This window comes from Massilia sp. MP_M2, from assembly GCF_039123635.1.
Lineage (GTDB): Bacteria > Pseudomonadota > Gammaproteobacteria > Burkholderiales > Burkholderiaceae_D > Telluria.
Genome location: NZ_JBCHJF010000002.1, coordinates 340,305 through 353,425 on the forward strand (window position 1 = coordinate 340,305; position 13,121 = coordinate 353,425).

Below are 13,121 nucleotides of genomic sequence, written 5' to 3' on the forward strand. Positions count from 1 at the left end.
TCATGAAGCGTGTCGAGAACGTCAAGAAAGCCCCGGCCGTGCCCGAGCTGCCGCCCGAGGTTCGCCCGGGCCAGTCGATCGAACTGCTCAAAGAGCTGCACATCCTGACCCGCGACGGCAAGTTGAACCAGGACAGCCGCCGCAAGCTCAAGCAGGTGTACCACCTGTACAACTTCATCGAGCCGCTGCTGCGCGACGTGCAGGGGGCCAACGGCAGCGTGTCACTGGTCGACCATGGCGCCGGCAAGTCGTATCTTGGTTTCATCCTGTACGACCTGTTCGTGAAAGCCCAGCAGGGTGACGCGCAAGTGGATTCGCACGGCGGTTCGCACATCTACGGCATCGAGACGCGCGAAGAACTGGTCACCAAATCGACCGAGCTGGCCGCGCGCCTGGGTTTCAAGGGCATGTCGTTCCTGCCGCTGTCGGTGGCAGAATCGACCACCTCGAGCGCGCTGCCCCCATCGATCGACATCGTCACCGCGCTGCACGCCTGTAACACCGCCACCGACGATGCCATCGACTTTGCGCTCAAGAAGAACGCGAAGCACATGGTGCTGGTGCCGTGCTGCCAGGCCGAAGTCGCCACCGTCCTGCGCAAGAACAAGGGCAAGGACGTGAAACGCAGCGCGCTGACCGAAATCTGGCGCCACCCGATCCACACGCGCGAGTTCGGCAGCCAGATCACCAACGTGCTGCGCTGCCTGCAGCTCGAGGCGCATGGCTATCAGGTCACCGTGACCGAGCTGGTAGGCTGGGAACACTCGATGAAGAACGAACTGATCATCGCCACCTACAAGAACCTGCCGCGCCGCCGCCCGACCGAACGCCTGCACGAAGTGCTGGGCGAACTGGGTCTGGCGGAGATGACCAAACGTTTCTACGCACCGCAAGCCGCCACCACGGAGTGACAACAAGCATGAGCGAGAACACGCAAGGCTGGATCGACCTGCGCAGCGATACTGTCACGCAACCGGGCGCCGCGATGCGCGCCACGATGGTGGCCGCCCACGTCGGCGACGATGTGTATGGCGACGACCCCACCGTCAACCGCCTGCAGGATTACGCGGCGGAGCTGTTTGGCTTCGAGGCCGGCATGTTTGCCCCGAGCGGCACGCAGACGAACCTGATCGCCTTGATGACGCACTGCGGTCGCGGCGACGAATACCTGGTCGGGCAGGAAGCCCATACCTACAAGTACGAAGGCGGCGGCGCTGCGGTGCTGGGCAGTATCCAGCCGCAGCCGATCGCCAACCAGCCGGACGGCTCGATCCTGCTGGCCGACATCGAGGCCTACATCAAGCCCGACGACATGCACTTCGCGCGTACCCGCCTGCTGGCGCTGGAAAACACGATCGGTGGCCGGGTGCTGAGCCAGGAATACGTGGCTGCGGCCACGACGCTGGCGCACGAGAAGGGCCTGGCCACGCACCTGGACGGCGCGCGCATCTGCAATGCCGCCGTCAAGCAGGGCATCAGCCTGCTTGACGCGGTGGCGGGTTTTGACACCGTCTCGGTGTGCCTGTCCAAGGGCCTGGGCGCGCCGGTCGGCTCGGTGCTGCTTGGCCCCAAGGCATTCATCGAGCAGGGCAAGCGCTGGCGCAAGATGCTGGGCGGCGGCATGCGCCAGGCCGGCGTGATCGCCGCCGCCGCGCATTACGCGCTCGAACACAATGTCGCGCTGCTGGCGCAGGACCATGACAACGCGGCCGAACTGGCGCGTGGCCTGGCCCTGATCCCGGCGCTCACCGTCAGCACCCCGCAAACGAATATCTTCTGGATCGACGTGCCGGCTGGCGCCTGCGCACCGCTGCGCGCGGCGCTCGAACGGGCGCAGATTCGCGCCACGGTTGGCCCCAGAATGCGTCTCGTGACGCACCTCGATGTCTCCGCGCGCGACGTACAGCGCACGGTCGACGTCTTCACCACATTTTTTACTGATTGGCGAGCATGACAACTGAAGAAGCAATCCGCCTGGCCAAGCGCGTGGCCGACGTGGCAGGGTGCTCGCGCGCCGATGCCGAGCGTTATATCGCCGGCGGCTGGGTCAGCGTCGACGGCGCCGTGGCCGAAGATCCCGCCACCCGCGTCACGCCGGAACAAAAGGTCGAGATGCTGCCCGGCGCGACGCCGGTCGAACCGGACCCGGTGACGATCCTGATGCACAAACCGGCCGGCATCGAGATCGAGGCGGCGCTCGCAAGCATCACCGCGGAAAATCAGGTACTGGAACACGGACGCGGCAAGCCGTTCCTGCGCCGGCACCTGTTCAAGACCACGGCGGCCACGCCGCTGGAGACCACGGCCTCGGGCCTGATCGTGTTCAGCCAGGATTTCCGCGTCATCCGCAAGCTGGTCGACGATGCATCGCGCAACGAGTCCGAATACGTCGTCGAAGTCGACGGCCAGATCGCCGACAATGGCATGGCCAAGCTCGGCCGCATGTTCAAGGCCAGCTGGCAAAGCGAGCAGCGCCTGCGCATCGCCGGCAAGAACATCCAGCGCGGCCAGATCGAGCGCCTGTGCGGCGACGTCGGCCTGCGCGTGACGGCGCTGCGCCGCCTGCGCATCGGCCGCATCTCGATGGGCCCGATGCCCGCCGGTGGCTGGCGCTTCCTGCGCGACACCGACCAGTTCTGATTCTGCTACGGGCAACGTGTTGATGACATGTCATGCTGCTGTCATTGGCGCGTCCTATGCTGGCGGTTTTTCATCCCTGGAAAACCGACCATCATGCATCGCCACGCCCCAGTACCTTCCCGCTACCTCCCGATGATTGCCGCGATGGCGCTGGCCTGCACGCTCGCAGCCTGCGGCGGCAATGACGATGACGAACCCACGCCGACCACGCTCGCGCTGGAAAAAATCGGCAGCTATAACGGCGGCGCGGTCGGCGCGGCCGAGATCACCGCCTACGATGCGGCCAGCAAGCGCCTGTTCGTCGTTAACGGCGCCAATGGCACCGTCGATGTGCTGGACCTGAGCACGCCCAATGCGCCCAAATTGCTGGGCACGATCAGCGTCGCGGGCATCGGCAAGGCCGTCAACAGCGTCGCCGTGCACGATGGCCTGGTGGCGCTGGCCATCGAAGCGGCGGTCAAGACCGATCCCGGCACCGTGGCGTTCTACAATGCGGCCGACCTCAAGCTGATCAACAGCGTGAAAGTCGGTGCGCAGCCCGACATGCTGGTGTTCACGCCGGACGGCAGCAAGGTGCTGGTCGCCAATGAAGGCGAGCCAAGCGGGTATGGCGTGCCCGGGACGAGCGATCCGGAAGGCGCGGTCAGCATCATCACCGTCAATCGTGGCGGCGCGCCAAGTGTCGCTACCGCTGATTTTCGCAGTTTCAATGGCCAGGAAACGGCGCTGCGCGCGCAAGGCATCCGCATCTTTGGCCCCAACGCCACGGCAGCGCAAGACTTCGAGCCGGAATACATCACCGTCAGCGAAGACGGCAAGACGGCCTGGGTCACTCTGCAAGAGAACAATGCGATCGCCATCGTCGATGTTGCGAGCGCCAAGATCACGGCAATCAAGCCGCTCGGCTTCAAGGACCACAATGTTGCCGGCTTCGGTATGGACGCGTCGGACGAAGATGGCGGCACCAATACCAACAGCGGCACGCCGGCCACGAAGATCGGCCCGCAGCCGGTCAAGGGCATGTACCTGCCGGACGCGATTGCCGGCTACACGGTTGACGGCAAGCATTACCTGCTGACCGCGAACGAGGGCGACGCCCGCGCCGACTGGCCGGGCTTCAACGAAGAGACGCGCATCCGCGCCCATTGCACGGCAGGACTGGATCCGAGCGTGTTCCCGAATGCCGGCAATGCGACGTTCGACTCGAACCTGGGGCGCCTGCGCGTGACGACGACGCCGAACGGCGGTGGCATGACCGGCAAGAATGCCGCCGGCCAGTGCACCGAGCTGTACACGTTTGGCGGGCGGTCGTTCTCGATCTGGGACACGGACATCAAGCGCGTCTACGACTCGGGCGACGAATTCGAGCGCCGCACCAGCACGCTGCCCAATGCGCGCTTCAATGCCAGCAACGACAACAACAATCTGGAAGACCGCAGCGCCTCGAAAGGCCCGGAACCTGAGGGCGTCGTGGTCGGCAAGTTCGGCGACAAGCAGTATGCGTTCGTTGGCCTGGAGCGTATCGGCGGCGTGATGGTCTACGACATCACGAAGCCGGCAGCGGCGTCGTTCGTGACCTATCTGAACACGCGCGATGGCGACAAGGGCGACCTGGGGCCGGAAGGCTTGACCTTCATCCCGGCGCACAAGTCACCGAACGGCAAGCCGTTGCTGATCGTCGGTAACGAGGTCAGCGGAACGACTGCCGTCATGCAGGTCAATCTGACGTATTAATTGTCCGACTGATTGTCGCTGCGCCTGCCCAGCAAGCTGACACCGATCGCGGCCGCGATCAGCACGGCGCCCACGGCAAGTGCGCTGTCATTCGACGGCGCGCGCGCCTGAACGTCGCGCCGCGCTCTGGCAAGGGCAGGGGCAGGGCGGTTCACCATGCCGCTGTGCACGCCGCTCGCGCCATGCTGCGGCTCGTACAGCGCGCCTACCGTGTTGTCGGTCGGGTCGGCACGCCTGGCCCAGGTTTCCATGAAGCGGTTCATGCCGGATGCAATCAGGTCCGGCGCCAGTTGCGTGAGCTTCTTGGTCACGTCGGGTGCGCCCAGCACGGTGACGGCGCGCGGCTTGCGCACCAGGGCGACGACAGCGTCGGCCACTTTCTCGGGGGCCAGCACGCCGGGCGGATACGCTAGCTTAGCGCCCGTGTAGTTGGCCACGTGATGAAAGCCCGGCGTGTCGACGAAGGTCGGATAGATGTCGCACACGTGAATGTCGCGCTGCTTGCCAAGTTCGGCGCGCAGCGCTTCGCTGAAGCCGCGCAGCCCGAACTTGCTGGCGCCGTAGGCCGACGCATAGGGCATGGCAACGAAGCCGCCCGACGAAATCATGTTGACCCAGATGCCGTAGTTCTGCTCCAGGAAGATCGGGATCACGGCGTGCGCGTCGTTCATGTGGCTGACCAGGTTGGTCTCGATCACCTGGCGGTGATGGGCGATCGGCACGTCGGCGAACTTTCCGACCACGCCGCTGCCCACGTTGCTGAACCACAAATCGATCTGGCCCAGAAGCGCGCGCGCCTCCTGCGCAAACGCAGCGACGGCGTCGGCATCGATGGCGTCGACAACCAGCACGTCGGCATGGCCGCCAGCCTGGCGGCAGCGCCGGGCGATGTCGTCCAGGCCGTCCTTGCCGCGCGCGCCCAGTACGAGATGGGCGCCCTGGCGGGCAAAGGCGATGGCAGTGGCGGCGCCGATGCCGCTGGAGCCGCCCATGATGACGACGCGAAGGAGTGTTTGATGCATGGCGTACCCTTTTCAATGATTGACGAGTTCGTAGACTGTTCAATTATTGGGGTATTCCCGTGACGACGTATTTCGAATTCCGCGTGACAAGTTAATCGGGCCGCAGGCGGGATTCGTCCCCAGCTACCCCGTCGGCAACGGCAAGGCTGACCGTGACGGTGGTGCCGTAGCCGAGTCCGCTGCTCGCGGCGGTCACGTCGCCGCCATGCAGATCGATGATCCTCCGCACCAGCGCCAGTCCGATGCCCAGGCCGCCCTGGGCCCGGTCGGGCGAGCGCTCGGCCTGCGTGAACAGGTCGAACATGCGGGGCAGCAGCAGCGTGTCGACGCCCACGCCGTTGTCGCGCACGGTGATGGTCACCGTATCGGCCTGGCGCGCCACCGTGACATCGATGCATCCGCCATGGGGCGTGTACTTGGCCGCGTTGTTGAGCAGGTTGGCCAGCACCTGGACCAGGCGGTGCGCGTCGCCGGCGATGCGCGCGGCGCCAACGTCGCCCGTCACGGTCAAGGCATGGCGGCGTGCCGTGATCAATGGCTGCGACTGCTCGACGGCATTGGCAACGAGCTGCATCGGGTCGAGCAGCGCCCGGTCCAGCTGGATCAGGCCGCGGGTCACGCGCGATACGTCGAGCAAGTCGTCGACCAGCGACGTCATGTGGCGCACCTGGCGACTGATCACTTCGCTGGAACGCCGTACCCGCTCTTCGTTCGCGGTGCCAAACTTGAGCATTTCCGCCGCTGCGGCGATCGGCGCCAGCGGGTTGCGCAGTTCGTGCGCCAGCATGGCCAGGAACTCGTCTTTGCGGCGGTCCTGTTCCTGCAGCGAAGCGTACAGGCGTGCGTTCTCGAAGCCGGTGGCGGCGATCGACGCCAGTTGCACCAGAATGGCTTCGTCTTCGTCCGTGAAGTCGCCCTCGAACCGGTCCGATGCCTGGATCAGGCCGATATTGTTGCCCATGCGATCGATCAGCGGCACGGCCAGCCAGCCGCGCAGCACCGGATGCGCACCGGCATGCTCGCCAAAGCTGCGCCAGGCCGGATGCGCCTCGAGCTGCGCCTGGTTCAGGCGCATGACGCGATTGTCGCGGCAGACTTGCGCGTAGATCCCGGCGCCCTCGGCCCTGGCGTCATAGGCCCGGTAAGCTGCGTACTTGTCCGACAGCGAGACGGCATTGATCGCATGCGCCCAGCCGCCCGCTTCGGTCAGCGAGACGACCGCCTGGTGCGTCTGCAGGATGTCGCGCACCGCAGCCACCAGCGCCTGCGCGATGTCTTGCGCCGCCAGCACCGTGTGCAACGTCCGCGCCGCCTGCGCGACCTTGGCCAGCAGGGCGCTGTTGCGCCTTTCCCGTTCGAGTCGCTGGGCCAGTTCGAGCTCGGCCGCGATCACGTCGTGAATGTCGGTGTTGGCGCCGATCCACTCGCGGATCGAGCCGTCCTCGGCCAGGATCGGGATGCCCTTGACTGCGGTCCAGCGGTAGCTGCCGTCCGCGCTGCGCAGCCGGTACTTCGTCTCGAACACCGAGCACGCGGCAACGCATGCCAGCCACAGCGTTCTGGTCGGTGCGCGGTCGTCGGGGTGCAAGGCATCGACCCAGCCGAACTCCTTCCATTGGTCATAGGTCTGGCCGGTAAAGGCGCGCCAGGACGGCGAGTCTTCCAGCACGCGGCCATCGGGCGTATTCGACCAGACGATCTGCGACGTGGCCATCACGAGCGAGCGAAAGCGCTGTTCGCGCAGCCGCAGCGCGCTGTCGGCCGCCATGCGCTCGGTGATGTCCTCATGCATGAGCATCACTTCGAGGATATTGCCGGCCTGATCCTTGATCGGCCGTGCCCGGGCAGTGACCCAGCGCTGCGGACCGTGGCCATCGAGCGCGCTGACGTCGTACAGCGCCGCCGGTATTTCGACCGATTCGCCCGCCAGCGCCCGCGCCAGCAGGGGCGCAATCCCGCTGGCGATCAGTTGTGGATCGCGCACGACGTTGAACTCGTCGCTGAGCACGTACGCCATCAGCGGCGTGCCTTCGTGGATCTGCCACAGGTTTTCCCATGCCTTGTTGACACGGATGGTGCGCCCTGAGGGCGTCAGGATCTGGATGCTGATCGGCGCCTGTTCGAACAGGGCCTTAAAACGGGTGTCTGGCATGCTGGCTGCTTCGGAAAACATGACGTGCCGGGTGGGCGACAAAGCGCACTCGGGCTGTTTTTTAATGGGGGACACGCATCATGTCACAGCTTAGCTGCCCTGATGCAATCATTGTTGTACTGCTGCGCGAATGCAACGCTTGTGCTGCTGCGCGCATCACGCCGGCCAGCGCCGTCCAGCGAACTTCAGGGCTGCTTGTCCTTGCTGCGCACGGGCTTGGGCAGAAGAATCTGCCGCGTGCCTGCCAGCCGGTCATGCAGGAACTGCCGGTCGCGGTCGAACCAGGCGGTCGCGGCCCAGGCGGCAATGCCGAGCGCGAGCGCGCCGGCGATGCCGGCCTTCGCATGCAGCCCGGAGACGGCGCACACGATCAGCGCGGGCGCGAACCAGCCCCAGGCGGCCAGGTAGCGCACGATGGCGACGCGCCAGGGCAGGCGGGCGTGGCCCGGCTTGACGAGCTTGATGCGCCAGGTCTTCATGGCCAGCGTGTGCCCGCTGTCGCGCCAGCACCAGGTGAAGTACAGGCCCGTGACGACGAACAGGTATACCTTCAGCCCGTGCTGGAAGAGGGCCTCCTGACGATTGCCGGTGATGAGCAGATACAGCAGGACGGCCAGCATCTCGACCGCGAACAACAGGAAGAATTCATAGACCATCGCGGCCAGGCGCCGCTTGATCGTGGGTGTGCCGGGAGCTGGCAGCCCGGCCTGGGGTGGTTCAGTTGCCGGCATTGGCGGCCTGGACAGCGCCGGGCTGAGCGCCCGACGTGGCGACAGCGCCGCCATTCACGGATGCTGCCGGGGCCGGGGCGGGCGGCGGTGCGGCAGCCGGCGCCACCGGTGCCGGCGTGACGGCAAGCGCCGACGGCGCCGCCGCATCGGGCGTGCCGATCAGCACGCACTCGGCGCCACGTCGCGCTGTGTTCGCTGCGCACGGCATCGGCACGACCAGTTGCGGCGCGTCCGGCAGCGCGATCGGTACGCTCTTTTGCATCGTGGACGGCTTGCTGGCCAGCTTGCGCTTTTGATCAGCCGACAGTTGCTTGTAGTTTTCCCAGTTGGCTGCCTTGTCACCCTGCGCCAGCTTGTTGGTCTTGCTGAAGTTTTCGCGCGCCAGTTCACGCTGCTGCGGCGTGAGTTTCATCCACTGGCGCATGCGCTCCTGCACGCGCCCCTGCTCGGCCGCGTCCAGCGAGGCGAAGCGGGCCGAGACTTCGATCCAGCGGCGCTTGCGCGCGCCTTCCATGCGGTCCCACTCGGGCGCGAGCGGCGCAAGCGCCACCTGTTGCGCACTACTCAGGTCACGCCACAGCGGCTTGTCGGGGGCCTTGCGCAGCGGGCGCACGCTCGCGATCGTCTCGGTTGCTGCGGGCAGGATGGACGGCGTCTCGAAGCGGTCAACGATGACCCAGGCAAGCGCAGCAGCGGCCACGACGCCGATGACGGTTCTCAGCACGGGAAAGCGCGATGTCGAGACGTTCTTCTTGGTCATTGCTGGCGCTGCTGCGACTCCAGATAGGCGTTGAAACCCGGGTCGAGGTAGGCGGTCAGCGGCAATTCGTCGGCCAGCACGGCGGCGTCGATGTCAGTCAGTGCGGCCAGTTGCTGCTGTTGTTCGTGCTGGTAAAAGCCACCCATGCCAATCACCAGCGCCAGTAGCGGCGCGGCGATGGCCAGGCGCGACACCGCCGGCCCGGCGAAGAATGCGCCAATCCCGCGCCAGCCGAAGCCGGCCCGGGCGTCGGGCTTCCTGCGCGCCATGGCGGCAGCGCGTGCGACCGCCAGCCGGTTAACTGTCGAAGCCGGCAGGTGGTCGAGCTGTTCGTCCAGCGCGTGGCGTATCTTGTACGCCAGATTGATGTCGTCGATGTTCATAGTGTGATTCCCTTGGCCTGGAGCGCTGCCGCGAGGGCGTGGGTGGCGCGCGAGCAATGCGTTTTGACGCTGCCCTCCGAGCATCCCATTGCTGCCGCCGTTTCGGCGACGTCCATATCTTGCCAGTAACGCATGAGGAAGGCTTCCCGTTGACGCGTGGGGAGTTTTTGTACTTCGTCATCGATCAGGCGCAAGGTTTGGGTACGCTCGACCTGGTCCGCGCTCGACTCTGCGGCGGCCGAACCCTGCTCGGCCTCGAGTGAGGCAAGGATATCGAAGTCATCATCGTCGTTTCCCTCGCCCCGCCCGAAGCCCGAGAACAGGCTGACCCAGGTATTGCGCACTTTTTCGCGGCGGAAGTAGTCGAGGATCGTCGTCTGCAGGATGCGCTGGAACAGCATCGGCAGCTCGGCCGCCGGCTTGTCGCCGTATTTTTCGGAAAGCTTGATCATCGCGTCCTGCACGATGTCCAGCGCCGATTCGTCCTTGCGAACCGCATAGACCGCCTGCTTGAACGCGCGCCGTTCGACATTCTGCAGAAAGTCGTTAAGTTCTTTGTCTGTGGCCATGCAGGTTCAGGGGGAGGCGCGCGAGTGGGTCGTGCTTTAGGGAAAACTGTCGCATCCTAGCAAAAAACCACCCGGCCTGCATCGGAATCGCTCAGGGCCCACTCCCGCCATGCTGAGTGCATGGGGGCCGTGATACTGATTGGCAGGCGTGCGGGTTCAGCTCGCCGGTTGGGGTACGCCCAGTGTCGCAATGCGATAAGTGGCTTCCTGGCCGCCGTCGTCGGTCATGATGAACTCGGCGCGGCTGGCGCCCATCCGGAACATGCGGCCAGCCCCGGCCGGAATCAGCGACTGCACGCGGCGCACGATATGGCCGGCCAGCCCGTGCGCGCCGCGCGCCACCAGCACCGCGCCATCCTCGCCTGGCGCATCCGCGCGCAGGTCGAGCAGCGGTATGGCCGCGCCATGCCACGCCATGGTCGGGCCGAGCGGCGCGGCCAGCGGAACGATCTGTTCGATCGCGCCCAGCGGCAGCGCCTGCAGGCCGGCGGCATCGAACACGATATAGGCTTCGGTATTGCTGACGCTGACGCTGACCCTGGCGCCGGCGCCGGCGCTGGCGGACAAGGTGGGCGCGACGCTGTCGCCGCTCGCCAGCGCCGCCTCGGGATGCCGCGCCAGCAAGCGCGCGACGTCGACCAGCAGCACGGCGGCACCGTTGGCATCGATGACGTTTTCGCCGATCCCGTCGGTGCTGGACAGGCCGGGACCGAAGTCGTCGAGCCGCAGCACGGCCTGCACCGGCACGCCCAGCGCCAGGCCGGCGTGCTGCAGCACGGCGAGCAGGGGGGCAGACTCGACGCGGGTATCAACGCCCGACGCGTGGAACAGCGCTGCGCTGGATACCAGCGCCAGCTGTCTGCCGTGCCAGTCGCACCAGGCGCTGCTGCCGATATGCGTGAGTGCCGGCAGGGCGAGCACTTCGGCCAGTACGGCTGGCGGCACGCCGATCAGGCCATGGCCGGTGTCGAGCAGTGCGTAACAGGTGCGTTGCAGTGTCTCTGTTGCGAGTGGTGCTGCGGGTGCGGCGGCCGTTGGCGCCATGCTCCAGCACAGCGCCAGATCGGCCAGCCGGGCCACTTCCAGCAGGCTCAGAAGCACGCCGTTCCCGGCCGGCACAGCGCTGTGGAACACGTCGTCCGGATTGTCGCCGTGATGCAGGCGCTGCAGCGCCGCTGCCTCGACCTCGACCAATTCGTCGAGCGCATCGACGCGCAGGCCGACGGTACGGTCGCCGTCGCGCAGCAATAGCAGTTGCGGGGCGGCGTCAGCCGGCGCCGCGCCGACGTCCAGCCAGCGCGCCAGATCGACCACCGGCACGGCCACGCCCTCGTGTTCGACCATGCCGAGCAGGGCATGGGTGCGCAGTGGCAGGCGACCAAGGGTTTCCGGCAACGGCAGGGCCTGGAGCACGGCCTCGATCCGTATGCCGATCCCGACTTCGCCGATCCGGATGCGCGCCAGCATCAGCTGGGCGCTGCAGGTGGCTGGCATGGCCTAGCGCTCCCGCGCCACTGCCTCGAGCTCGGCCAATAGACGCGAAGCGTCGCGGGTGGCGTCGGCCTGGTGATTGGTGGCGCCGCCAATGCCGGCGATCGAGTTGCTGGTGGCGGCGACCGACTCGAGAATGCGCTCGAACGCATCTTCGACATCGCCGGCCAGGCGGGTGCCTTCGTCGACGCGGCTGACCGTTTCGTTGATCAGCTTGGAAATTTCGCGCGCCGCCAGTGCCGATTTTTCGGCCAGCTTGCGCACCTCGTTGGCCACCACCGAAAAGCCGCGCCCATGCTCGCCGGCGCGCGCCGCTTCGATCGCGGCATTAAACGCCAGCAAGTGGGTCTGGCCGGCGATGCTGGTGATGGTGTCGACGATTTCGCGCACGTCGCCCGACGAAGTCTGGATGGCTTGCATGGCGCCCTTGGAGCGCTCCAGCAAGCGGCTGCCGCTGGCCGCACCGTCCTGGGTGCGCGCCGCCATCGCAGCCGACTCGCGCGCGCCATCGGCGATCTCGGCGATCGAGCGACCCAGGCCGTCCAGGGCCGTGCCGATGGCGTTGATCTTGGCGCTCACCAGTTCTTCGCGCCGGACCTGGGCCGTCACGTCCATCGCGAACTTGACGACTTTGTAGGGTTTGCCGGTGGCATCGAGGATCGGATTGTAGGTGGCCTGGATCCAGATGTCGGCATCGTGCTTGCCACGGCGCTGGAAGCGCCCGGCCTGAAAACGGCCCTGGCCCAGGTCGGCCCAGAAGTGGCGGTATTCGGCGCTTTTGGCCAGTTCCGGGTCGCAGAACAGCGTGTGATGGCGGCCGACGATCTCGTCTTCGGTATAGCCCATGGTGCGCAAGAAATTCTCGTTTGCAGACAAGACATTGCCACGCATATCGAATTCGATCACTGCCTGTGAGCGTCCGATCGCGTCGAGCTTGCCGCGCGATTCGGCGGCCAGCAGCTTCTGCTCGGTGATGTCGGTGGCGAACTTGACCACCTTGACCGGCCTGCCGTCGGGGTCGAAGATTGGACTGTAGGTGGCCTGAATCCAGACCGGCGTGCCGTCGCTGCGGATGCGCTTGAATTCGCCGCTGTGGAACTCGCCCTTGGCCAGGCTGTGCCAGAACATCCGGTATTCGGGCGAGCGATGGTAGGCAGGTTCGCAGAACATTGCGTGATGGTGGCCGATGACCTGATCTTGCTCGTAACCCAAGGTGAGCAGGAAGTTGCGGTTGGCATGCAGGATGCGGCCTTCGAGATCGAACTCGATCACTGCCTGTGCGCGGTCAATTGCCGTCATCGCGGCCATGGCCATTTCCTGCAGAGTTTCGTTAGGCGCTTGCATCGCTGAATCCGTGTCAGAAGGTAAAGAAACCGTATGTTCGTTTAATTATCTCAAACGTTTTTTCGATGGAATATAAATTCCATCCGGCAAGAAAAGTATTTTACTTCGGTGCACCAGATTTACAACACGCACACCAGACTTGCACCAAAAACGAGCGGGTCAGCATCGTGTGCGTTACGCCACAGCGCCGTGCCGTGGTCGTGGCGCCCGCCCGGCAGGCGCGTGGTGGCACCCATCCGGTCGACAATTGGCCGCGCCTTGTCGAAAGACAAAGCTTGACCAGAATGGTGCGGCG

At 65.7% G+C, this 13,121-nt stretch carries 12 protein-coding genes; 4 read left to right on the forward strand and 8 right to left on the reverse strand.

What is annotated here, in order from left to right; translation table 11 throughout:
- Nucleotides 1-2: 2 nt before the first annotated feature.
- The 4 genes from RCH14_RS06350 to RCH14_RS06365 all read left to right on the forward strand — a co-directional run bounded on the left by RCH14_RS06350 (nt 3) and on the right by RCH14_RS06365 (nt 4,374).
- Nucleotides 3-911: an SAM-dependent methyltransferase gene (locus RCH14_RS06350; protein ID WP_343025305.1), complete on the forward strand. Its 909-nt coding sequence runs from the start codon at nt 3-5 to the stop codon at nt 909-911.
- An 8-nt stretch (nt 912-919) separates the two neighbouring features.
- Entirely contained in the window at nt 920-1,954 is a 1,035-nt protein-coding gene (gene ltaE / locus RCH14_RS06355) for a low-specificity L-threonine aldolase (RefSeq protein ID WP_343025306.1), read from the forward strand.
- Complete coding sequence (locus tag RCH14_RS06360) at nt 1,951-2,640, forward strand: RNA pseudouridine synthase (protein ID WP_343025307.1); 690 nt, start codon at nt 1,951-1,953, stop codon at nt 2,638-2,640. Before ltaE ends, RCH14_RS06360 begins: the two co-directional genes overlap by 4 nt.
- Nucleotides 2,641-2,733: 93 nt before the next feature.
- Entirely contained in the window at nt 2,734-4,374 is a 1,641-nt protein-coding gene (locus RCH14_RS06365; RefSeq protein ID WP_343025308.1) for a choice-of-anchor I family protein, read from the forward strand.
- Here the strand turns inward: RCH14_RS06365 and RCH14_RS06370 are convergent.
- The 8 genes from RCH14_RS06370 to RCH14_RS06405 form a co-directional block, all read right to left on the reverse strand.
- Nucleotides 4,371-5,396 carry an SDR family oxidoreductase gene (locus RCH14_RS06370; RefSeq protein WP_343025309.1) on the reverse strand — a complete coding sequence of 342 codons (1,026 nt, stop codon included), beginning with the start codon at nt 5,394-5,396 and terminating at the stop codon, nt 4,371-4,373. The genes RCH14_RS06365 and RCH14_RS06370 overlap by 4 nt on opposite strands.
- Nucleotides 5,397-5,487: 91 nt before the next feature.
- Nucleotides 5,488-7,548, reverse strand: coding sequence for an ATP-binding protein (locus tag RCH14_RS06375; protein WP_343025310.1), 2,061 nt, complete (start codon nt 7,546-7,548; stop codon nt 5,488-5,490).
- A 185-nt stretch (nt 7,549-7,733) separates the two neighbouring features.
- Complete coding sequence (locus RCH14_RS06380) at nt 7,734-8,279, reverse strand: RDD family protein (RefSeq protein ID WP_343025311.1); 546 nt, start codon at nt 8,277-8,279, stop codon at nt 7,734-7,736.
- Entirely contained in the window at nt 8,266-9,039 is a 774-nt protein-coding gene (locus RCH14_RS06385; RefSeq protein WP_343025312.1) for a DUF3106 domain-containing protein, read from the reverse strand. Before RCH14_RS06385 ends, RCH14_RS06380 begins: the two co-directional genes overlap by 14 nt.
- The gene (locus RCH14_RS06390) at nt 9,036-9,422 is read right to left on the reverse strand and encodes a DUF3619 family protein (protein ID WP_343025313.1); all 387 of its coding nucleotides are present in this window, start codon (nt 9,420-9,422) and stop codon (nt 9,036-9,038) included. Before RCH14_RS06390 ends, RCH14_RS06385 begins: the two co-directional genes overlap by 4 nt.
- Nucleotides 9,419-9,991 carry an RNA polymerase sigma factor gene (locus tag RCH14_RS06395; RefSeq protein ID WP_343025314.1) on the reverse strand — a complete coding sequence of 191 codons (573 nt, stop codon included), beginning with the start codon at nt 9,989-9,991 and terminating at the stop codon, nt 9,419-9,421. Before RCH14_RS06395 ends, RCH14_RS06390 begins: the two co-directional genes overlap by 4 nt.
- 156 nt (nt 9,992-10,147) lie before the next feature.
- On the reverse strand, nt 10,148-11,485 hold the full coding sequence (locus RCH14_RS06400) for a chemotaxis protein CheW (RefSeq protein ID WP_343025315.1): 1,338 nt from the start codon (nt 11,483-11,485) through the stop codon (nt 10,148-10,150).
- Nucleotides 11,486-11,488: 3 nt separating this feature from the next.
- Nucleotides 11,489-12,826: a methyl-accepting chemotaxis protein gene (locus RCH14_RS06405; protein WP_343025316.1), complete on the reverse strand. Its 1,338-nt coding sequence runs from the start codon at nt 12,824-12,826 to the stop codon at nt 11,489-11,491.
- Between the last annotated feature and the right edge of the window lie 295 nt (nt 12,827-13,121).

Bases quoted from the DNA above. Each gene is read 5' to 3' on its own strand.
- RCH14_RS06400 (WP_343025315.1), bottom strand. From the start codon at position 11,485: ATGCCAGCCACCTGCAGCGCCCAGCTGATGCTGGCGCGCATCCGGATC.
- RCH14_RS06405 (WP_343025316.1), bottom strand. From the start codon at position 12,826: ATGCAAGCGCCTAACGAAACTCTGCAGGAAATGGCCATGGCCGCGATG.
- ltaE (WP_343025306.1), top strand. From the start codon at position 920: ATGAGCGAGAACACGCAAGGCTGGATCGACCTGCGCAGCGATACTGTC.
- RCH14_RS06380 (WP_343025311.1), bottom strand. From the start codon at position 8,279: ATGCCGGCAACTGAACCACCCCAGGCCGGGCTGCCAGCTCCCGGCACA.
- RCH14_RS06375 (WP_343025310.1), bottom strand. From the start codon at position 7,548: ATGCCAGACACCCGTTTTAAGGCCCTGTTCGAACAGGCGCCGATCAGC.
- RCH14_RS06390 (WP_343025313.1), bottom strand. From the start codon at position 9,422: ATGAACATCGACGACATCAATCTGGCGTACAAGATACGCCACGCGCTG.
- RCH14_RS06365 (WP_343025308.1), top strand. From the start codon at position 2,734: ATGCATCGCCACGCCCCAGTACCTTCCCGCTACCTCCCGATGATTGCC.
- RCH14_RS06395 (WP_343025314.1), bottom strand. From the start codon at position 9,991: ATGGCCACAGACAAAGAACTTAACGACTTTCTGCAGAATGTCGAACGG.
- RCH14_RS06370 (WP_343025309.1), bottom strand. From the start codon at position 5,396: ATGCATCAAACACTCCTTCGCGTCGTCATCATGGGCGGCTCCAGCGGC.
- RCH14_RS06360 (WP_343025307.1), top strand. From the start codon at position 1,951: ATGACAACTGAAGAAGCAATCCGCCTGGCCAAGCGCGTGGCCGACGTG.
- RCH14_RS06385 (WP_343025312.1), bottom strand. From the start codon at position 9,039: ATGACCAAGAAGAACGTCTCGACATCGCGCTTTCCCGTGCTGAGAACC.
- RCH14_RS06350 (WP_343025305.1), top strand. From the start codon at position 3: ATGAAGCGTGTCGAGAACGTCAAGAAAGCCCCGGCCGTGCCCGAGCTG.